The 20,903-nt window shown below is 60.1% G+C and carries 15 protein-coding genes; 7 read left to right on the forward strand and 8 right to left on the reverse strand.

The features are described from left to right. Positions 1-770 precede the first annotated feature (770 nt). The 7 genes from ACEVJL_RS10355 to ACEVJL_RS10385 all read left to right on the forward strand — a co-directional run bounded on the left by ACEVJL_RS10355 (position 771) and on the right by ACEVJL_RS10385 (position 10,270). A complete protein-coding gene (locus ACEVJL_RS10355) occupies positions 771-2,663 on the forward strand; it encodes a sulfatase-like hydrolase/transferase (protein WP_374737799.1) in 1,893 nt (630 codons plus the stop codon). 21 nt (positions 2,664-2,684) lie between these two features. Then, positions 2,685-3,995 carry an aminotransferase class I/II-fold pyridoxal phosphate-dependent enzyme gene (locus ACEVJL_RS10360; protein ID WP_374737801.1) on the forward strand — a complete coding sequence of 437 codons (1,311 nt, stop codon included), beginning with the start codon at positions 2,685-2,687 and terminating at the stop codon, positions 3,993-3,995. A 39-nt stretch (positions 3,996-4,034) separates the two neighbouring features. Continuing rightward, a complete protein-coding gene (locus ACEVJL_RS10365; protein WP_374737802.1) occupies positions 4,035-4,973 on the forward strand; it encodes a DNA polymerase III subunit delta in 939 nt (312 codons plus the stop codon). Positions 4,974-5,689: 716 nt separating this feature from the next. Next, positions 5,690-6,973, forward strand: coding sequence for a PSP1 domain-containing protein (locus ACEVJL_RS10370; protein ID WP_325207475.1), 1,284 nt, complete (start codon positions 5,690-5,692; stop codon positions 6,971-6,973). Between the two features lie 66 nt (positions 6,974-7,039). Then, the gene (locus ACEVJL_RS10375) at positions 7,040-7,984 is read left to right on the forward strand and encodes an AEC family transporter (protein WP_374737803.1); all 945 of its coding nucleotides are present in this window, start codon (positions 7,040-7,042) and stop codon (positions 7,982-7,984) included. A 161-nt stretch (positions 7,985-8,145) separates the two neighbouring features. After that, the gene (locus ACEVJL_RS10380; RefSeq protein WP_374737804.1) at positions 8,146-8,955 is read left to right on the forward strand and encodes an AAA family ATPase; all 810 of its coding nucleotides are present in this window, start codon (positions 8,146-8,148) and stop codon (positions 8,953-8,955) included. Positions 8,956-9,046: 91 nt separating this feature from the next. Next, on the forward strand, positions 9,047-10,270 hold the full coding sequence (locus ACEVJL_RS10385) for a vWA domain-containing protein (protein ID WP_374737805.1): 1,224 nt from the start codon (positions 9,047-9,049) through the stop codon (positions 10,268-10,270). Between the two features lie 733 nt (positions 10,271-11,003). Here ACEVJL_RS10385 and ACEVJL_RS10390 read toward each other — a convergent pair. The 8 genes from ACEVJL_RS10390 to ACEVJL_RS10425 all read right to left on the reverse strand — a co-directional run bounded on the left by ACEVJL_RS10390 (position 11,004) and on the right by ACEVJL_RS10425 (position 20,893). After that, positions 11,004-12,440: a glycine--tRNA ligase gene (locus tag ACEVJL_RS10390; RefSeq protein WP_008982348.1), complete on the reverse strand. Its 1,437-nt coding sequence runs from the start codon at positions 12,438-12,440 to the stop codon at positions 11,004-11,006. A gap of 501 nt (positions 12,441-12,941) precedes the next feature. After that, positions 12,942-13,379: a ribonuclease HI gene (rnhA, locus tag ACEVJL_RS10395; RefSeq protein WP_008982347.1), complete on the reverse strand. Its 438-nt coding sequence runs from the start codon at positions 13,377-13,379 to the stop codon at positions 12,942-12,944. A gap of 694 nt (positions 13,380-14,073) precedes the next feature. Further along, positions 14,074-14,496: an SHOCT domain-containing protein gene (locus ACEVJL_RS10400; protein WP_374737806.1), complete on the reverse strand. Its 423-nt coding sequence runs from the start codon at positions 14,494-14,496 to the stop codon at positions 14,074-14,076. 17 nt (positions 14,497-14,513) lie between these two features. Continuing rightward, positions 14,514-14,915, reverse strand: a complete 402-nt coding sequence (locus ACEVJL_RS10405) for an SHOCT domain-containing protein (protein WP_374737807.1) — start codon at positions 14,913-14,915, stop codon at positions 14,514-14,516. Between the two features lie 35 nt (positions 14,916-14,950). Continuing rightward, positions 14,951-17,509: a DNA gyrase subunit A gene (gene gyrA, locus ACEVJL_RS10410; RefSeq protein ID WP_374737808.1), complete on the reverse strand. Its 2,559-nt coding sequence runs from the start codon at positions 17,507-17,509 to the stop codon at positions 14,951-14,953. Between the two features lie 51 nt (positions 17,510-17,560). Then, a complete protein-coding gene (gyrB, locus tag ACEVJL_RS10415; protein WP_110441640.1) occupies positions 17,561-19,513 on the reverse strand; it encodes a DNA topoisomerase (ATP-hydrolyzing) subunit B in 1,953 nt (650 codons plus the stop codon). A 104-nt stretch (positions 19,514-19,617) separates the two neighbouring features. Continuing rightward, entirely contained in the window at positions 19,618-19,881 is a 264-nt protein-coding gene (remB, locus tag ACEVJL_RS10420) for an extracellular matrix regulator RemB (RefSeq protein WP_008982342.1), read from the reverse strand. A gap of 706 nt (positions 19,882-20,587) precedes the next feature. Next, positions 20,588-20,893 (reverse strand): Tat pathway signal protein, encoded by a 306-nt coding sequence (locus ACEVJL_RS10425; protein WP_302670652.1) that lies wholly within the window; start codon positions 20,891-20,893, stop codon positions 20,588-20,590. Positions 20,894-20,903: the final 10 nt, after the last annotated feature.

Here is a 20,903-nt window from a genome sequence, read left to right on the forward strand (position 1 = left end):
TGTTACTTTCTGCTCGCACAGAAAGTAACCAAAGATGCGCCGGGGCCGCCTTCGATGAGCGCCTTCGCGCAGCGGGCGCTCATAGGCGGCTTGCCCCGGACCCCGCTTACGAAGGACTCCCTCCTGAGAATTTGGCACTTGCGTCCGGCGGCTTCGAACACAAGACCATGCGTTCTTCTTGCCCCGGGGACACAGGCCCCTACCCAGTGAAAATTTAAAGTGCCTGCGCTGTACTCACTCCGCCTGGTGCGGAAAAACTGTGGCGGCTGGTTCGCCCGACCACCGCCGCACCAAACAGGTAGGGATGTACCAGGCGGTGTGCGTTAGAAGACAAAAGCCCTCAAATTTTAATGGAAACAGGGCCTAAGGCCCGAGCGTAAAACGGAAACAGAACTTGATTTTGCCCGCCGGAATTTACCAAACACCCAAAGGTACCCGCTCCCGCAACAGGGGGACCGGGGGAAAGGTGACTATGAGCGCCCGCTACGCGTAGGCGCTCATCGGAGCCGTCCCCCGGCGATCTTTGGTTCTTTCCATCGCTGGAAAGAACACTTCGCCCTCTCCCGCCCCGCAGGGCGGCATCCCCAGAAGCAAAGCGGAGCTTTGCACAAAGTTCTTTGCTAAGCTTTCTTTCAAGAAAGCGGGGGTGTGGAAAAGTCGGTGGAAAATGTGCACCTTTCACACTTCATACCTTTTTCTTTGACAAAAAATATGTTATACTGCTCTTTGCGCTTTACGTGCATTTTACATTTTCTTTGGGAGGGATCTTCTTGGCCCATCTCTATCGTGTCATCCGCTTCCCCAAAGGAAGCGACCCCCGATACCTGGTTTGGCACCATCTGTGGCTCTCTCTGGGGCTCACCGCCCTGGGGGTTCTGCTGGGCTGGCTGACCCTGCCTTTGGCGGCCGCGGCCGACTCGGAGCTGTCCAGCCAGGCCTTAATGGACTACTACCTCCAGCACCCCATGCTGCTGTGGCTGAACCTGCTGGCCCCGGTGCTGCTTATCTGGCTGCTCTACTTTTTGATCGGCCGGTGCTGGGCCGCCTACCTGCTCACCGCCCTGCCGGTGCTGGGCATCGCCCTGGCCAACTTCTACAAGATGCAGCTGCGGGGCGACCCGCTGCTGGCCTCCGATCTCAAGCTGATCAACGAGGCCGGCGGCATCGTGGGAGGCTACACCCTGGAGATCACACCGCTGATCCAGAACACCCTGCTGTGGGCGGGGCTGGGCCTTTTGCTGGCGCTGCTCCTGCTGCCCCGGGGTGTGCGCCGCCTCTCCGTGCGCTTGATGGGCTTTTTCTCCGCAGCGGCCATCCTTGCCGCCGCCCTGTGGGGCTCCCACTTCAGCAGCCACCTCTACCAGCAGACCACCCCGGGTGAGGAGCTCATCAACCCCTGGTCCGACTCTGAGGTCTACGTCTCCCACGGCGTGCTCTATCCCTTCCTGTACACGGTGCAGACTCTGCTGCCCTCCCAGCCCCAGGGCTACGACGCCCAGGTGGCCCAGACCATTCTGGAAAGCTATGAGGAGGAGGACATCCCCGCCGATCAGAAGGTCAACGTGGTGGGCATCATGCTGGAGGCCTTCTGCGACCTGACCGACTTCTCCGCCCTGGGCGAGGTGGAGGCGGTACAAAATGTATACGCCCCCTGGCACTGGCTGGAGGAGCACTCGGTATCCGGCAACCTGCTGACCAACATCTTTGCAGGCGGCACCGTGGACACGGAGTGGTGCTTCCTGACAGGATACAGCAGCTACGACGACTTTACCCAGCCCACCGACTCCTATGTCTGGTACTTTGACCGCCAGGTCTACAACACCCGGGGCAGCCACCCCGGCTACGGCTGGTTCTACAACCGCCAGAACGTCAACCAGTACCTGGGTTTCCAGGAATACTGGTTCAGTGAGAACCACTATGAGGAGCTGGTGGACCCGGTGGGCGCACAGTGGAACTCCGACTATCTGCTGGTAGATGAGATCGTCAACGATCTGCAGACCCAGCTGGAGGAGGACAACGGCCCGGTCTTCTCCTTCTCCGTAAGCTACCAGAACCACGGTCCCTACGAGTGGACCTACACCGCTAACGAGGCCTATCTGGACCCGGAGGAGACCGGCCTGCCCGAGGAGAGCTGCCACATCTTCAACAACTACCTCCACGGCGTGAGCATGACCATCTCCGCCCTCACCGGCATGGTCCACGACCTGGAGGAGATGGAGGAGCCTGTGGTGGTGGTCCTTTTCGGCGACCACAAGCCCTGGGGCGGTAACGGCAACTCTGCCTATGAGGGCATCGGAGCCGACTTCTCCATGACCAGCCTGGAGAGCTTCTATGAATACTACTCCACCCCCTACCTCATCTGGGCCAATTCGGCGGCTAAAGAGGTACTGAACAACGATTTTGAGGGGGACGGCGGGGACTTCTCTCCCTGCTTCCTGATGCAGGAGCTCTTTGACCAGTGCGGCTGGACCGGCCCGTCTTATCTCCAGTTTACCCGGGAAGTACGCCAGGCCACTCCTCTGGTCCACCAGCAGGGCCTCTACCTGACTCCGGATGGACAACTCACCGACACGTTGGAGGAGGAGCAGGAGGAGCTGGTCAACGACCTGTTCTACGTCCAGTATTACCGCCAGCACAAAATCGACCCCACCGGTCAGGACTGACCGGTCCACAGGAGGCAGACCATGACCCCACTCTATGACGCCATCCGCGCCTACGCCGCACAAAAACCTACCCGGTTTCACATGCCCGGCCACAAGGGCAACTTTCTGCCCGTCCCGGAGCTTCAGTCCATCACTCCGCTGGACGTGACCGAGGTGGCGCCCACCGGCAACCTCTTTTCCGGCGGCGAGCCCTTTGACACGGCCCAGAAGCTGTGGGCGGAGCGGTTCGGCATGGACAACTGCCTGTTTCTTACCGGCGGCTCCACCCTGGGACTTCACGCCGCCCTGGCCCTGTTCTGCCGTCCCGGCGACCAGGTGCTCATCGACCGGGGATGCCACCGGGCGGTGTATAACGCCCTGGCTCTGCTGGACTTAAAACCCGTCTATCTGCCCCGGCCCTGGCGGGCAGGGGAGGGGATCGCCGGTCCCATTTCCCCACAGGATGTGGAAAACCTGCTGGATTCCCACCCAAATGTCAAAACTGTTTGTATTACATCTCCAACTTATTCCGGAGTGTTGTCTGATGTAAAGAAACTTTCCCACATCATTCACGCCCGAGGTGGAAACCTGATCGTGGATGGCGCCCATGGAGCCCACCTGCCCTTTTTGGGAGTGGACGCCTTTTCCGGCTGTGACGCCCTCATCTGCTCCGCCCACAAGACCCTGCCCGCCCTGGGTCAGTCCGCCCTGCTGTTCACCAACGGCGTGGACCCCCGTCGGGTGCGGCAGATGACCTCGGTGTTTGGCAGCTCCAGCCCGTCCTACCCCATGATGATCTCCCTGGACTGTGCCCGGGACTATTTAGACGGGAAAGGAACGGAGGAATACCGCCGGGTGGCCCGGCGCACTGCCGCCCTCCGCGCCGCCTTCCCCAGCTTGCAGGAGGGAGAGCTGCGCTTAGACCCTACCCGGCTGACTCTGATCTCGCCGGATGGGAATGCCCTGGCACAAGCCCTGGAAGGGGAGAACATCTGGCCCGAGATGGCCGACAGCGGCCATGTGGTGCTTATCCTCACCGCTCAGGACAGCGAGGACGACCTTCATCGTCTGGAAGAGGCTCTCCAGCGGCACCGGAACCTGCTGGGCACACCCCCCATCCTGCCCCCGCCGCCGATGCCGAAACCCGTGCGCTCCCTGCGGGAAGCCCTGTTTGCCCCGGTGGAGCGGCTGCCCCTGGAACACTGCCTGGGCCGGGTTGCGGCAGGCCAGCTGGCTCCTTACCCTCCCGGCGTGCCGGTGGTGGCTCCCGGCGAGGTGATTGGGGAAAAAGAACTGGCCTATTTGCGGGAAATAGGATATAATAATTCAGATGTCCCCGTTATGTGCCTCTGACATCAAATCGTTAAACTTTTACCGTATGTGAGGAACGCTATGGAACTCTCTGCTCTGGCGGGCAACCGCCGTCTGAAGGCTCAGCTCTCCCAGCAGGAGGGAGGCCGTGGACTGTCCCACGCCTATATCATTTCCGGGCCGGTGGGCTCCGGACGGCACACCCTGGGCGGCCTGCTGGCCCAGGCCATGGTGTGTACCGCCCCGGAACACCAGCGCCCCTGCGGACGCTGTCCCCAGTGCCGCAAAGCCCAGGGCGGCATCCACCCCGACATCGCCTGGATTGCCGGAGCAGGGGAGGGCAAGCCTATCAATGTGGACCAGGTGCGCGCCCTGCGCTCCGACGCCTACATCCGCCCCAACGAGGGGGAGCGGAAGGTGTACATTCTGGAGGGGGCTGACCGGATGAACGCCAGCGCCCAGAACGCCATGCTCAAGCTGCTGGAGGAGGGACCGGCCTACGCCGCCTTTCTGCTGCTTTCGGAGAATGCGGGCGGCATCCTGGAGACGGTGCGCTCCCGGTGTGAGACCCTCACCTTAGACCCGGTGGCTCCCGACGAGTGCCTCTCCTGGCTCCAGGCGCGTTTCCCCCAGGCCAGCCGGGATGAGCTTGCCGACGCCGCCAATCGCTGCCAGGGCCTGCTGGGCCGGGCCGTGGAACAGCTGGCCGGCGGGGGAGAGCAGTCCCAGGCCCTGCAGGACAAGGCCAACAAGCTGGCCCGTCTGCTGGTGAATGGTCAGGAATTAGAGCTGCTGGAGTTTTCCCTCACCTTGGACAAACTGAGCCGGGAGGACACCCAGAGCCTGCTGGATCTCACCGGCGCTGCTCTGGGGGATCAGATCCTCCAGGCCCCCGACCGCGCCCGGGCGCTGCGGGCGGCTCAGGGCGTGAAAGAAATGCGCCAGGCCGCGGGATTGAATGTAGGTCCCGCCGCCCTGTTTCCCTGGCTCTGTGCCCTACTTTTCTTGAAAGAAAAGTAGGCAAAAGAACTTTGTGCGAAGCTGCGCTTCGCCTCTGGGGTTCCGCCCTGCGGGGCGGGGGAGAGACGATGTTACTTTGCCCACGGCGGCAAAGTAACCAAAACGCCGCCGGGGGACGGCTCCGATGAGCGCCTTCGCTCAGCGGGCGCTCATAGTCACCTTTCCCCCGGTCCCCCTGTTTTACGGGGGCGGGTCACTTTGGTTGGTACGTAAGTTCCGGCGGGCAAAGACATGACCATGCTCCCTTCTACTCCCGGGCCTTAGGCCCTACCATTCCTAAATTTTCCGCTTCGGCAGTTCTATCCAACACCGCCTGATGCCTGCCTACCTGTTAGGTGCGGTGGTGGTCGGGCGGACCAGCTGCCACGGTTTTGCCCAGGTAGGCGGTGTCCGTACAGCGCAGAACCTTTTTAATTTCTGCCCATGTAGGCCCCAGTGGGCCGAGGCGAGAAGGAGTACAGATCTTGTCTTAGGGCCGCCGGGAGGGTATAGAAGTTTTTCAGGAGGGCGTCCCCCGTAATATGGGGGTCCAGGGGGGCGACGCCTATGAACACCCGCCTGCGGCGAGGTGTTCATCGAAGGAGTCCCCTTGGCGCATCTTTGGTTACTTTCTGTGCGCGCAGAAAGTAACATCCGTCTCTAAATAACGGAACCCGCCCCGCTGGGCGGAACCCTGCTTTTTAAATTGAGAGATACAACCTATAAGGAGAACAACCATGGTTGAAATTATTTCCGTCCGCTTCAAAAGCGGAGGCAAACAGTACTATTTTAACCCCAACGGCGAGGTCTTCCAGCCCGGCGAAGGGGTGATCGTCGAGACCTCCCGGGGTGTGGAGTACGGCGAATGTACCCAGGGCAACACTCCCATCGATGAGATGGAGCTCACCGCGCCTCTCCGCCCGGTGCTGCGCCGGGCCACTGAGGAGGACGAGAAGGTCCGGGAGCGCAACAAGGAGAAGGAGGCAAAGGCCTTCCAAATCTGCCAGGAGAAGATCGCCCAGCACGGTCTGGAGATGAAGCTGGTGGAGGCTGAGTACAGCTTTGAGGGCAACAAGGTGCTCTTCTTCTTTACCGCCGAGGGCCGTGTGGACTTCCGCGCCCTGGTAAAGGACCTGGCCAGCGCCATCCACGCCCGTATCGAGCTGCGTCAGATCGGCGTGCGGGACGAGGCCAAGATGCTGGGCGGTCTGGGCATCTGTGGACGGCCCTTCTGCTGCTCTCAGTTCCTGGACGAGTTCCAGCCGGTCTCCATCAAGATGGCCAAGACCCAGAACCTGTCTTTGAACCCCACCAAGATTTCCGGCACCTGCGGGCGGCTGATGTGCTGCCTGAAATATGAGCAGGACGCCTATGAGGATCTTGTCAAACACTCCCCCAAGCAGGAGTCCTTTGTAGAGACCCCCGACGGAGCGGGCACCGTGTCCAGCGTCAACCTGCTGCGCCAGACGGTGCAGGTGCGTCTGGACAGCGCTCCGGAGACCCCCAAGTGCTATCAGAACTGCGAGATCTGCATCGTCCGCAACGGCAAGGGCAAGCGCCCCGAGGGCTATGTGGAGCCTCCCCTGGAGGAGCTGGCCAAGCTGCGCAAGCCCGTGGAGAAGGAAGAGGTGCCCGATCTGAAGGGCTCCGCGTCTCCTCTGGCCGCCGCCCTGGAGGCGGTGTTCAACGGAGAGACTCCCCAGTACGAGGGCTTTGACACCCCCGCTCCCGCCAAGCCCGCCAAGAACTCCGACCGCAGCCGCTCTCGCCGCCGCAGTGATTCTCCCAAACCTCAGCAGAAGGAGGGAGAGCGTCCTCAGCGGCAGGAAAAGCCTGCCCGGCCTCCCCGTCCCAAGCAGGAGCGCCCCCAACGGCAGGAAAAGCCTCAGGAGAAGCCTGCCGACCGCGCCCCTAAAAGCGAGTCCTCCGCTCCCGCTGAGGGCGGCGAGAAGCGCCGCCGTCCCCGCCGCCGCCGTCCCAGAGGAAATGGGAGCGACTCCGGCGCCCCGAAAGCAGAGTAAATGATTTTATACGGCCCCCGCGAAAGCGGGGGCCTGCTGGCTTTATGATGGAAAGAAGGGTAGCCTGTGTCCGGATTTTTTAACGCCCTGTCCGCCTCCCTCATCCTGATGGCTCTGATGAGCGTGGGCTTTTTTATGGGCTGGCGGGGCTGGATGGGCCCGTCGGAAAAGAAATTTTTAAGCAAGTACATCGTCAACATTGCTGTGCCCTGCACCTGTATTACCGGACTGCTTTCCAATCTCAGTCATGACATGCTGGTTCAGGCGGGCTTTATGCTGATTGCCGCTGTCCTTGGTATGGCGATCACCCTGCTGCTCGCTGCGGGACTGGCTCAGCTTCTGCACTTGCCCCGCTCCCGCTGGGGCGTCTTTGTGGTCATGACCGGCCTGTCCAACACGTTGTTTATTGGCCTGCCCGTATGTACTCAGCTCTTTGGGGACGAATGCCTCCCCTACGTGATGATTTATTACCTGGGAAACACCAGTTTCCTCCAATCTCTGGGCATTATGCTCATTCAGCGCTCCGGCACCGCCGAAGGCACCCGAACCACGGTGCTTGGCTTTTTCAAAAACCTGCTGAGCAAACCTCCCATTCTGGGGGTCATCTTCTCCATTCTAATGCTGGTGCTGGATTTGCAGCTGCCGGCCGTGGTGATGAAGTTTTCCGGGTACATCGGAGACACCGTATCTCCGCTTGCGCTCATCTACTGCGGCTACATCATCTGGGAAGTGGGTCTAAAAAACCTGCGCCTGCTGCCCGGCCTGCCCACCATGCTGGTGGTGCGGCTTGGGGTGGCTCCTGTCATCTGCTGGGGCATCTGCCATCTGTTTGGCGTGACCGGTCTGGCCATGCAGGTGTTTGTGGTGGAGAGCGCCCTGCCCGTGGTCAGCCAGGTTCCGGTGCTGTCTGGAGCCTTCGGCGCCGACGAGCAGTACGCCGCCACGGGAGCCTGTCTGAGCACCCTGGCCAGCTTTATCAGTATCCCCATTTTGATGCTTTTGATTGGGTAATGTTTTCAACCAAAACGCGCGTCCGGGTTTGAATCGATCCGGACGCGCTTGTTTTTCCTTTTTCAAAAAATAAGGTAAAATACTTGAATTTACTCAAAAAAGATTATACAATTCCAAAGAATAAGCACACAAAGGCCCTTGGGCCGGGAAGGAATCAGACCATGAAGGAATTTCGAGGAAGTCAAAATTATGTGGCCGATGAGGAGCTGCTCCGGGCAGTAAACATCGCCATGGTACTGCAAAAGCCCCTGCTCATCAAGGGCGAGCCGGGCACCGGAAAGACCATGCTGGCCCAGGCCATCTCCCAGGCTCTGGACAAGGAGCTGGTCATCTGGAACATCAAATCCACCACCAAGGCCCAGGACGGCCTGTATGTGTACGACGTGGTGCAGCGCCTCTACGACAGTCAGTTTGGCGGCCAGGGCGTGGACGACATCGCCAAGTATGTCAAGCTGGGCAAGCTGGGCGAGGCCTTTACCGCCGACAAGCAGGTCATCCTGCTCATTGACGAGATCGACAAGGCCGACCTGGAGTTCCCCAACGACCTGCTGTGGGAGCTGGACCGCATGGAGTTCTACATCTCTGAGACCGGCAAGACCGTGAAGGCCAAGCACCGCCCGGTGGTCATCATCACCTCCAACGCCGAGAAGGAGCTGCCCGACGCCTTCCTGCGCCGCTGCGTGTTCCACTACATCGCTTTCCCTGATAAGGAGCTGATGGCCGACATCGTCCGGGTCCACTATCCTGATCTGGACGAGAAGCTGCTCACCCAGGTGCTGGAGGCTTTCTACAAGATCCGCCAGCTGCCCCAGATCAAGAAGAAGCCCTCCACCAGCGAGATCATCGACTGGATCCAGGCTCTCCAGCACGGCGGCGTGGACGTGAGCCGCATCGGCAAGGAGGTGCCCTATCTGGGCGTGCTGCTGAAGAAGAACGAGGACATGGACGCCCTGCGCCGCGTCTGGCGGTGATTCTTTTTCTTGAAAGAAAAAGAACCAAAAAGAACTTCCACGGCTTGTTTTCCCATGCTCCGGCGCGGGATACCAGGGATGTTTCCCGGCTGTGGAATGGAAAGGAACCAACATGTTTGAGGATTTTCTCTACCTGCTGCGGCGAAACGGCCTGAAAGTCTCCCTCACCGAGTGGATGGCCCTCATGGAGGCCATGGACAAGGGGCTCCACGGTTCCAGCTTCACCGGGTTTTACCACCTGTGCCGCTGTCTGCTGGTGAAGAGTGAGGCCGATTTTGACCGCTTCGACCGCTGTTTTCTGGAATATTTCAAGGACGTGCCCTTCCAGCAGGAGGTGTCCCAGGAGCTGATGGACTGGCTTGACCGGCCCGACGTGCTCCAGGACTACGCTAACTGGGACGAGGAGCAGGCCCTGAAAAATATGGGTCTCAGCGAGGAAGAAATTGAGCGCATGCTGAAAGAGCGCATGCAGGAGCAGAAGGAGCAGCACAACGGCGGCAACTACTGGGTGGGCACCCACGGCATGTCCACCTTCGGCAACTCCGGCCTGTCCCCCAAAGGCATCCGGGTGGGCGGCCAGAGCATGTACAAGCGTGCCTTCCGGGTGGCGGGGGAGCGGAAGTTCCGGGATTTCCGCCGGGACAACACCCTGGACACCCGCCAGTTCCAGGTGGCTCTGCGGCACCTGCGCCAGTTCTCCGGCCTGGTGGACCTGCCTCCCACGGAGTTCGATGTGGACAACACCATCAAGGACACCGCCGACAGCGGCGGCATGCTGAAGGTGCGCTACAAACGGCCCCGGGAGAATACCGTCAAGGTCCTGCTGCTCATGGACTCCGGCGGCTCTATGGACTACTACGCCCAGTTGTGCTCCGCCCTGTTCCAGGCAGTGAGCAAGGTGGGACACTTCAAGGATTTGAAGGTCTACTACTTCCACAACTGCCCCTATGGCCGGGTGTTTACCTCACCCACCATGCTCTCGGAGTACGGGCAGAACACCCAGTGGATCCTGGACAATATCTCCAGTGAGTACAAGGTCATTTTCGTGGGCGACGCCCAGATGGCTCCCTATGAGCTGATGGGCGACTACTCCTATTCGCCCAACCGGGACCCCAACGCCCCAAAAACGGGGCTGGATTGGCTCCACCGCTTCCGGGGGAAGTATCCCAATGTCATCTGGCTCAACCCCAGCCAGCGCCCCACCTGGGGGCAGTACTGGACCCAGACCTATGACACCATTGCCCGGATCTTCCCCATGTTTCCCCTCACGGTGGAGGGGCTGGAGGACGGGATGAAGAAGCTTTTATCTCGTTAGTTCCTTTTTGTACCGGAAAAACGGTTCTGTTCCTTTTTGCTTGCCCAAAAAGGAACTAAAAAGGCACCAGGGGCTTTCTTCGATGAACACTCGGCTTACGCCGGTGTTCATAGGCGTCGCCCCCTGGACCCCCGTTTTACGGGGGTACTCTACTGGGAGCCAAGCACTTGCGTCCGGCGGCTCCGAACACAAGACCATGCATTCTTCTTGCCTCGGGGGCACTGGCCCCTACCGGTACAAAATTTGGTAGAAAAGTGCGTTGAAATGACACCGCCTCCCCTGGCAAAACCAGGGCGGCTGGTCCGTAGTTGCTGGCCGCGCCTGCCCGATCACGCACGCACTGAACAAGTAGGCAGGCACCAGGCGGTGTACGTTAGAATACAACGGCCCTCAAATTTGTATGGAAGCAGGCCCCAGTGGGCCGAGATGAGAAGAACGCATGGTCAAATCTTAGGACCGCCGGAATTTCCGTACCAACCGAAGGGACACGCCCCCGTAAAATGGGGTCCGGGGCAAGCCGCCTGTGAGCACCCGCTGCGCGAAGGTGCTCACCGAAGGCGGCCCCGGCGATTCTTTGGTTCCTTTCTGATCTCTCAGAAAGGAACATCTTTATCCTGTATAAGCTAAAAAAACGTGGGAGCGACCGGATTTGGTCACTCCCACGTTTTTTATAACAGAGGCGAAACGCAGTTTCGCACAAAGTTCTTTGCCAAGCTTTCTTTCAAGAAAGCGATCAATAAGCCAGCTTCTCCTCCAGCCAGCTCTTCACCTGGTCCATGGGGATACGCACCTGCTCCATGGTGTCACGGTCACGGATGGTGACACAGTTGTCGGCGGGGGTGTTCTCGTCGCCCACGGTCTGGAAGTCCAGAGTGATGCAGTAGGGGGTACCGATCTCGTCCTGGCGGCGGTAACGCTTGCCGATGGAACCGGTGTCGTCGTAGTCCACCATGAAGTACTTGCTCAGCTCATCACGCAGCTTCTGAGCAGGACCAGCCAGGACCTCCTTCTTGGACAGAGGCAGGATGGCGGCCTTGAAGGGAGCCAGAGCAGGGTGGAAGTGCATGACCACGCGCACGTCGTCGTTGCCCTTCTTGTCCTGACCCACGACCTCCTCGTCGTAGGCCTCCACCAGGAAGGCCAGGGTCACACGGTCGGCGCCCAGGGAGGGCTCCACCACGTAGGGGATATAGTGCTCGCCGGTCTCCTGGTCGAAGTAGGTCATATCCTTGCCGGAGGTGGTCTGATGCTGGGTCAGGTCGTAGTCGGTACGGTCGGCCACGCCCCACAGCTCGCCCCAGCCGAAGGGGAACAGGAACTCAAAGTCGGTGGTACCCTTGGAATAGAAGCACAGCTCCTCAGGGCTGTGGTCACGCAGCCGCAGGTGCTCCTCCTTCATGTTCAGGTTCAGCAGCCAGTCGCGGCAGAAGGAACGCCAATACTGGAACCACTCCATGTCAGTGCCGGGCTTGCAGAAGAACTCCAGCTCCATCTGCTCAAACTCACGGGTACGGAAGGTGAAGTTACCGGGGGTGATCTCGTTGCGGAAGGACTTACCGATCTGGCAGACACCGAAGGGCAGCTTCTTGCGGGTGGTGCGCTGGACGTTCTGGAAGTTGACGAAGATACCCTGGGCGGTCTCAGGACGCAGATACACGGTGTTCTTGGCATCCTCGGTGACGCCCTGGAAGGTCTTGAACATCAGGTTGAACTGACGAATGTCGGTGAAGTTGTGCTTGCCGCAGGTGGGGCAGGGGATGTTCTTCTCCTCGATGAAGTTCTTCATCTCCTCCTGGGAGAAGGCGTCGATGGGCTTGTCCAGCTCCACGCCGTTCTCGCTGCACCAGTCCTCGATGAGCTTGTCGGCGCGGAAGCGCTCCTTACACTCCTTACAGTCCATCAGAGGATCGGAGAAGCCGCCCAGATGGCCGGAAGCCACCCAGGTCTGGGGATTCATCAGGATGGCGGCATCCAGGCCCACGTTATAGGGGTTCTCCTGAACGAACTTCTTCCACCAGGCCTTCTTGACGTTGTTCTTCAGCTCCACACCCAGAGGGCCGTAGTCCCAGGTGTTGGCCAGGCCGCCGTAGATCTCGCTGCCGGAGAAGATAAAGCCGCGGCCCTTACACAGAGCAACGATCTTTTCCATGGTCTTTTCGCTGTTTTTCATGGTGATACGCTCCTTTTCTGATTGATTTGGCTCAGAGCAGTGTATTTTCTCGCCAAAAACAATAACGCCCTGAGCCGGTTTTCGGCTCAGGGCGAACAGTTGTCACGCTCCGTCTGCTCACAACGCAGCCTAAGCCGCTTCAACTGCGCAAGCCGGCTAGCGGCCCTCCGGGCCGGCAGTCCGTTTGCTCCGTTCCGCGTCTTAGTCTGCTGTTCGCGACGACTCTGCGCTTCTTTGTCCGTGGTTCCACCTGAATTCGTACCTGGCTGGTACGCACTTCGTTCCCGGTAACGGCGGGGACCGGCGGGCCATTTCCTGCCCGCGCTCCAGAGGGCCGTTCCCCGACCCGCCTTCGGAGGATTCACACCGACCATCCTCTCTCTTGCGCCCCGGCGGGGGGTACTGTTCTCTGTCACAGCTTTGTGATGACATTCTACTGGACAAATCTTCCGCTGTCAAGGGGATTTTGTCACAAAATCCCTTACTTTCTGCCCAAGTGGCTCACTTAAACTTCTGGCTCTGGGCTACGGCCAGTTCATCACAGCGGTTGTTATAGGGATTGGACGCATGGCCCTTGACCCAGTGGAGGTTGACGGTGTGGTACTCGCACAGCTCCAGCAGCTGCTGCCACAAATCGGGGTTGAGGGCGGGCTTTTTATCTCCTTTGACCCAGCCCCGGGCACGCCAGCCCTTGGCCCAGCCCTTCTCCAGGGCGTCGATGACGTACTTGGAGTCGGAGTAGAGCTCCACCACGCAGGGTTCCTTCAAGGCCCGCAGGGCGGAGATCACCCCGGTAAGCTCCATGCGGTTGTTAGTGGTCTGGGGCTCTCCCCCGGACATCTCCTTTTTGTGGGGGCCGTACATCAAAATCGCGCCCCAGCCGCCCGGGCCGGGGTTGCCGGAGCAGGCGCCGTCGGTGTAAATGGTGACTGTTTTCATTCATTTCTCCTTGGGAGAGAGTGGTTTTGTACTATTTTTGCAGGGAAAGGGAGGGGGCCGCCCTGCAGGGCGGGGAGAGACGGGTGTTACTTTCTGCTCGCACAGAAAGTAACCAAAGATGCGTTGGGGGCGCCTTCGATGAGCGCCTTCGCGCAGCGGGCGCTCATAGGCGGCTTGCCCCCAAGCCCCCATTTTACGGGGGACGCCCTCCTGGGAGTTCGGTTAAAACCTCCCGGCGGCCCGAAGACAAGATCTGTGATACCACTTGCCCCGGCCCACTGGGGCCTACCGGGTCAAAAATTTAGAATTATCCGCGCTGTACGGACACCGCCTGGCTGGGTATAACCGTGGCAGCTAGGCAGTTGCGGGGGCACTAGAACGACACCCACCGCACCAAACAGGTAGGTAGGGTGTAGGCGGCGTACGTTAGAGGGGAAATACCTTCAAATTTTGATAGCAAAAGGCCCCAGTGGGCCGAGAGTAGGACAGAAACATATCTTGATTTTGCCCGCCGGAAATGACGAACAAACCAAAGTGGCCCACTTTCGTAATTAGGGGTCCGGGGAAAAGGTGACTATGAGCGCCCGCTCCGCGCAGGCGCTCATCGGAGCCGTTCCCCGGCGATTCTTTCGTGCCTTTCTGATCGTTCAGAAAGGCACATCGCCCCTTCTCGCCCCGCAGGGCGGAATTCTACTTACTGTCCTTTAAACAGCTTCTGCTTCCGCTGCTCATACTCCGCATTGTCCATCAGCCCCGCCTCTTTCAGGCTGCGCAGCTGCTCCAGCCGCGCCTCCACATCCAGGGTGGTGGAGGGAATATGGTCGTGGGTCTCCTGTTTGCTGCGGACTGTTTTTTTCTCGGGAGCCTTATTTTGAATCCGGGACACAACCTTCTCCACACTGTCGTCCAGCTTGGAGGCATTCTTGGGGGAAACGGCCTTACGGACGCCGTTCACGATCAGAAACACGGCAACCAGCGTCCACACAGCGCCAAAGGCAGCGGATGTAGACATCATCGTTCCAAAACCAACGATAAGAAGTATCACGCCCCAAATCACTGAGATCCAGCTTTTTCCCTGGACCTGATTGGGTCGGTCGATCATACGGCGTCTTTGCATCGGATTGTCCTCCTTACTCAAAGCCCCTTCAAAATCTCCTGCCGCTTCTTGTCATACTCCTCCTGGCTGAGCAGCCCGGCCTCCTTCAGGTCCTTGAGCTGCTCCAGCCGTCCCTTTACGTCCAGAGACGTGGAAGGAATGTGGTCGTGGGTCTGGGGAGCAGGGGAGGAGGATGCCCCACGGCGGGGCTCCTCGTCCTCCTCAATGGTGATTTCCGGTCCGGTGTAGCCCTTTCCGAAGGCCTGGTATCCGCTCATCACTGTGATTCCCAAGGCCATCAGCGTCCATAGAATACCGAAGATTCCAAATCCTCCGGGGATAACTACAAACAAACCAATGAGCACAAAGACGATACCGACGACTACGCTAAATGCCCCCTGGGCCTTACTGGGGCGATAGGTCACACGACGTCTTCTCACGGGACAAACCTCCTTTTCTCACCAGGAGCGATCCATCACTCCTGATCAGCCTGGGTCTCTTCCGGGGTTTCGGTGGCTTCTGCTTCCATGGTTTCCGCTTCCGCGGTCTCGGGCTGGGTGACCTCGGCGGTCTCCTCCCGCTCCGCCAAAGCCAGGGAGATCACCTTGTCCCCCTCCTCCTTGAAGCGCATGACGATGACGCCCTGAGTGGCACGTCCGGCCTCCCGGATGGCGTCCACGTGGGTGCGGATGAGGATACCCGCCTGGGTGACCAGCAGCAGGTCCTCGCTGCCGTCCACCACCTTGATGCCCACGATCTTGCCCGTCTTCTCGGTGACGGCGTAGTTCTTAATGCCAATGCCGCCGCGGTTGGTGACACGGTAGTCCTCCACGGGGGTGCGCTTGCCGTAGCCCTTCTCAGTGATGGTAAGGACGGTGCGGCCGGCGGTGGCCCGGGCAGCGCTGACCACATAGTCGCCCTCCCGCAGGCGGATGCCGCGCACGCCCACGGCGTCACGGCCCATGGGCCGCACGTCGTTCTCGTCAAAGCAGACGGCCATACCGTCGTGGGTGGCGATGAGGATCTTCTTGGTACCGTCGGTCTCCCGCACGGAGATGAGCTGGTCGCCCTCCTCCAGGCGCAGGGCACGGATGCCGCTGTTGCGGATATTCTTCAGGGCGGTAACAGGCAGACGCTTGACGGTACCGTTGCGGGTGACCATGACCAGATACAGATCAGGGTTGTCCAGCTCCCGGGTATGGATCATGGTCTGGACCTTCTCACCCTGCTCCACCTGGAGAATGTTGACGATGTTGGTGCCCTTGGCGGTCTTACCGCTTTCGGGGATCTGGTAGCCCTTCTTTCGGTACACCTTGCCGGTGTCGGTGAAGAAGAACAGGTAGTCGTGGGTGGAGGCGGTAAACACGTCCACCACGCAGTCCTCATCCCGGGTGGTGATGCCCTTGCGGCCCTGGCCGCCCTTGGACTGAGCGGCGTACTCGCTCACCGGGGTGCGCTTGATGTAGCCCGCCTGGGTGAGGGTAAAGACGCACTGCTCCTCCTCGATGAGGTCCTCGATGTCCAGGTCGTCCTCCACGAAGGCGATCTCGGTCTTGCGCTGGTCGCCGTACTTGTCCCGGATTTCGGTGAGCTCGTCCTTGAGGACCTGGCGCAGCAGCCCCTCGTCGGAAAGGAGCTTGTCATAATAGGCGATGCGCTCCTCCAGCTCCTTGTACTCGGCCTCCAGCTTCTCCCGGTCCAGGCCCTGGAGCGCTTTCAGGCGCATATCCAGGATGGCCTGAGCCTGCACATCGTCCAGACCGAAGCGGGTCATCAGGCGCTCCTTGGCGTTGTCATAGCTGGTGCGGATGATCTTGATGACCTCGTCAATGTTATCCTGGGCGATGAGCAGACCCTCCAGCAGATGGGCCCGCTCCTGGGCCTTGCGGCGGTCGTAGATGGTGCGGCGGGTGATGATCTGCTCCTGGAAGGCGATGTACTCGTCCAGAATCTCCCGCAGGGTGAGGATCTTGGGCTGCTTCTGGTCGTGGACCAGAGCCAGCATATTGATGGCGAAGGTCACCTGGAGCTGAGTCTGGGCGATGAGGCGGTTCAGGACCACCTGGGGGTTGGCGTCCCGCTTGAGCTCGATGACGATGCGCATGCCGTTGCGGTCGGACTCGTCCCGGATGTCGGAGATTCCCTCCAGACGCTTGTCCTCCACCTGGTCGGCCATGTTCTTGATGAGCATGCGCTTGTTGACCTGGTAGGGGATCTCGGTGACGATGATGCGGGTGCGGTCCTTGCCGAACTCCTCAAACTCGGTGCGGGCGCGGACCCGGATGTGGCCCTTGCCGGTGGCGTAGGCCGCCCGGATGCCGCTGCGGCCCATGATCATGCCCTTGGTGGGGAAGTCGGGGCCCTGGATGTGCTCCATCAGGTCGTCCAGAGTTGCGTTCTCGTTGTCCAGCACGCAGATGACGGCGTTGATAACCTCGGTAAGGTTGTGGGGGGGGATGTTGGTGGCCATGCCAACCGCGATACCGGAGGAGCCGTTCACCAGCAGGTTGGGGAAGCGGCTGGGCAGGACACGGGGCTCCTTGCGGCTCTCGTCGAAGTTGGGGTCCCAGTCCACCGTCTCCTTCTCAATGTCCCGGAGCATCTCGTTGGAGAGCTTGGACATACGGGCCTCGGTGTAACGGTAGGCGGCGGGGGGATCGCCATCGATGGAGCCGAAGTTACCGTGGCCGTCCACCAGCACATAGCGCATGGAGAAGTCCTGGCCCAGACGCACCAGGGCGTCATAGACGGACTGGTCGCCGTGGGGGTGGTAGCGGCCCAGCACGTCGCCCACGCAGGTGGCCGACTTTTTGAAGGGCTTGTCGCTGGTGAGGCCGTCCTCGTACATGGCGTAGAGGATGCGGCGGTGTACCGGCTTCAGGCCGTCCCGCACGTCGGGCAGAGCCCGGCCCACGATGACGGACATGGCATATTCAATGTAGGAGTCCTCCATCTCCTTGACCAGGGGAGCAGTCTTGATCACCTGGTCCGGGAAACGGATCTCCTCGGGATCGTATTGGGGTTTTTTACTCATCTATCGTTTCCTCCTTGAAGGATGGCTGAAAAAACAGGGACAAAGGACCACTTAGAAGTCCAGGTTGACCGCCTTCTTGGCGTTCTCCTGGATATACTCCCGGCGGGGCTCCACCTTCTCGCCCATGAGCAGGGTGAAGATCTCATCGGCCCGGACGGCGTCGTCCAGCTCGATACGCTTGAGGGTACGCTTCTCGGGATCCATGGTGGTCTCCCACAGCTCGTGGGGGTCCATCTCGCCCAGGCCCTTGTAGCGGTTGATGATCACCTTGGCGTTGGGGTTGTCTCCACGGAGCTCGGCGGAGATTTTATCCCGCTCCTCGTCAGAGAAGGCCACCCGGGTGGTCTTGCCCTTGGTGAGCTTATAGAGGGGAGGGACAGCGGCGTACACATAGCCGTTGTCGATGAGAGGCCGCATGAAGCGGAAGAAGAAGGTCAGCAGCAGGGTACGGATGTGGGCGCCGTCCACGTCGGCATCAGCCATGATGATAACCTTGTGATACCGCAGCTTATTGAGATCAAAGTCGTCCCCGATGCCCGCGCCCAGAGCGGTGATGACGGGGGTGAGCTTATCGTTACCATACACCTTGTCCGCCCGGGCCTTTTCTACGTTGAGCATCTTGCCCCACAGGGGGAGGATGGCCTGGAAGCGGCTGTCCCGGCCCTGAGTGGCCGAGCCGCCGGCGGAATCACCCTCGACGATGTAGAGCTCGGTGAGCTCGGGGTTGGCCTCGTTGCAGTCCCGGAGCTTGTCGGGCATGGCCGCGCCGCCCAGTGCGGTTTTTCTCCGGATGGACTCCCGGGCCTTCCGGGCGGCTTCTCTGGCCCGGTTGGCCATCATGGCCTTCTCCAGGATGAGCTTGCCCACCTTGGGGTTCTCCTCCAGGAAGATCTCCAGCTTCTCGGATACCACGGCGTTTACCAGGGTGCGGATCTCCGCATTGCCCAGCTTGGCCTTGGTCTGGCCCTCGAACTGGGCCTCGGTGAGTTTGACGGAAATGACGCAGGTGAGGCCCTCGCGGCAGTCGTCGCCGGACACCTTGTCGTCGTTTTTCAGGACGCCAATTTTCCGGCCGTAGGCGTTGAGGGTGTTGGTGAGCGCCCGGCGGAAGCCCTCCTCGTGCATGCCGCCCTCGGGGGTGTGGACGTTGTTGGCAAAGGAGACCATGACTTCCTGATAGCCGTCGTTATACTGCATGGCGATCTCGGCCATGGAGTCCTCCCGGGCGCCGGACATGTAGATCACTCCGTCGTGGATAGGGGTCTTGTTGCGGTTGATGAAGGTGACAAACTCCCGGATGCCGCCCTCGTAGCACATGTCGTCCTCTTTTTCCTGGCCGGGACGCAGGTCCACGGTCTGGATACGCAGTCCGGCGTTGAGGAAGGCCTCCTCCCGCATGCGGGTGTGGAGGGTTTCGTAGTTGTACTCCAGGGTGTCGAACATCTCGGGGTCGGGCTTGAAGGTGACGGTGGTGCCGGTGTGATCGGTCTTGCCCACCACCTTCATCTCCTGGGTGATCTTTCCCCGGGAAAACTTCATCTCATAGATCTCGCCGTTCTTGTGGACCTGAACCTCCAGCCACTCGGACAGAGCGTTTACCACGCTGGCGCCTACGCCGTGCAGGCCGCCGGAGACCTTGTAGCCGCCGCCGCCGAACTTACCGCCGGCGTGGAGAACGGTGAAGACGACCTCCAGGGCGGGCCGGCCGGTCTGGGGCTGGATGTCCACGGGGATACCGCGGCCGTTGTCGGTGACGGTAATGGTGTTGCCGGGATTGATGGTCACGGTGATATCGGTGCAGTAGCCCGCCAGGGCCTCGTCGATGGAGTTATCCACAATTTCGTACACCAGGTGATGAAGTCCCGACTCACTGGTGGAGCCGATGTACATGCCCGGGCGCTTGCGCACCGCCTCCAGGCCCTCCAGAACCTGGATCTCAGAGCCGCCGTACTCGTGCTCCACCTGGGTGGAATTGAGCTGCTGAAGCTCGTTGTTTTCTGCCATATGCTTACCTCCGGTCAAGTCGTTGGAAGGGTTGAGAGGGGAGGGGAAAGAAGGGACTTCTTCCCTCTCCCCTCTCAACTTTCCGTATTGTTGATAGGTAGATATTACTCAAAGGAGTTATTTTCCATCCGCCGCAGCAGAGTTGCGGTGGATAATTGAGAGATGTAGACGGTGGGTGGGGCGTTTCCCTCGCCCACCAGAATGAACGATCTGGGCAGGTCGTCGCCCAGCCAGACCGCCCGGCCCTCCCGCTCGGCCCGCTCCAGGAACTCCCGGGTCTTATAGGCCCAGCTGGCGTTGTCCAAATCGAAGATGCCTAAGATCTGGCGGTAGGGGACCACCACGGATTGTCCGATATGAAGATACATGGTGGCCTCCTTTTTCCACATTCATGGTCTGTTTTGTGGATTTGGTTTGTTGGGGGAGGGTTCCGCTCTGCGGGGCGGGTTCCGTTGTTAAGAGACGGATGTTACTTTCTGCTCGCACAGAAAGTAACCAAAGATGCGCTGGGGGTTGATTCCGGTGAGCGCCTTCGCGCAGCGGGCGCTCACAGTCATCTGCCCCCCAGACCCCCGGTTACGGGGGACGCCCTCCTGGGGATTTGATTAAAACCTACCGGCGGCCCGAAGACAAGATCTGTGATACCACTTGCCCCGGCCCACTGGGGCCTACATATTTGAAATTTGCAAGAAATACCGTTGAAATGCCACCGCCTGGTGCAGAAAAGCTGTGGCAGCTGGGCAGTAGCTGGGGATCTAACCAACCACCGCCGCACCAAACAGGTAGGGACGCAGGAGGCGGTGTATGTTAGCGTGGCAATGCCTTCAAATTTTGATGGCAACAGGCCCCAGTGGGCCGAGAGTAGTACGGAAACAGATCTTGATTTTGCCCGCCGGGAACATACATAAACCCAAAGGGACACACTCCCGTAAATAGGGGTCCGGGGAAAAGGTGACTATGAGCGCCCGCTGCGCGAAGGCGCTCATCGGAGCCGTCCCCCGGCGATCTTTGGTTCTTTCCATCGCTGGAAAGAACACTTCGCCCTCTCCCGCCCCACAGGGCGGAACCCTATTTTCATTTCAAATCATCAATGATTCTGGGCGACCAAAGATACTTCCAAAACCGCCATCCCAGATAGACCCCCAGCAGCAGCGCCACCGCGGGCACGCCGGGGAAAATGATCAACTGGGTGAGGGGGGAGACGTCTTTGCTCTCCCAATTCTGTATCCGGACACACACGGCCACAATCAGAAATACAACCGCAATCACGGGCGGAAGAAACCGCCAAAACCGGCGCCGGGGCAGGCGACAGCACAGATACTCCGCCAAAGCGCCGAAAAACAGGGGCAGCAGAAAGAAAATTCCAATGACAATGGGCATCCCGCCGCCT

This window comes from Flintibacter porci (assembly GCF_041925195.1).
GTDB classification, from domain to species: Bacteria; Bacillota; Clostridia; order Oscillospirales; family Oscillospiraceae; genus Lawsonibacter; species Lawsonibacter porci.

Excerpts from the sequence above, each read along its gene's own strand:
- ACEVJL_RS10360 (WP_374737801.1), top strand. The coding sequence starts at position 2,685 with ATGACCCCACTCTATGACGCCATCCGCGCCTACGCCGCACAAAAACCT.
- ACEVJL_RS10365 (WP_374737802.1), top strand. The coding sequence starts at position 4,035 with ATGGAACTCTCTGCTCTGGCGGGCAACCGCCGTCTGAAGGCTCAGCTC.
- ACEVJL_RS10370 (WP_325207475.1), top strand. The coding sequence starts at position 5,690 with ATGGTTGAAATTATTTCCGTCCGCTTCAAAAGCGGAGGCAAACAGTAC.
- ACEVJL_RS10380 (WP_374737804.1), top strand. The coding sequence starts at position 8,146 with ATGAAGGAATTTCGAGGAAGTCAAAATTATGTGGCCGATGAGGAGCTG.
- ACEVJL_RS10390 (WP_008982348.1), bottom strand. The coding sequence starts at position 12,440 with ATGAAAAACAGCGAAAAGACCATGGAAAAGATCGTTGCTCTGTGTAAG.
- rnhA (WP_008982347.1), bottom strand. The coding sequence starts at position 13,379 with ATGAAAACAGTCACCATTTACACCGACGGCGCCTGCTCCGGCAACCCC.
- ACEVJL_RS10400 (WP_374737806.1), bottom strand. The coding sequence starts at position 14,496 with ATGCAAAGACGCCGTATGATCGACCGACCCAATCAGGTCCAGGGAAAA.
- gyrA (WP_374737808.1), bottom strand. The coding sequence starts at position 17,509 with ATGAGTAAAAAACCCCAATACGATCCCGAGGAGATCCGTTTCCCGGAC.
- gyrB (WP_110441640.1), bottom strand. The coding sequence starts at position 19,513 with ATGGCAGAAAACAACGAGCTTCAGCAGCTCAATTCCACCCAGGTGGAG.
- remB (WP_008982342.1), bottom strand. The coding sequence starts at position 19,881 with ATGTATCTTCATATCGGACAATCCGTGGTGGTCCCCTACCGCCAGATC.
- ACEVJL_RS10425 (WP_302670652.1), bottom strand. The coding sequence starts at position 20,893 with ATGCCCATTGTCATTGGAATTTTCTTTCTGCTGCCCCTGTTTTTCGGC.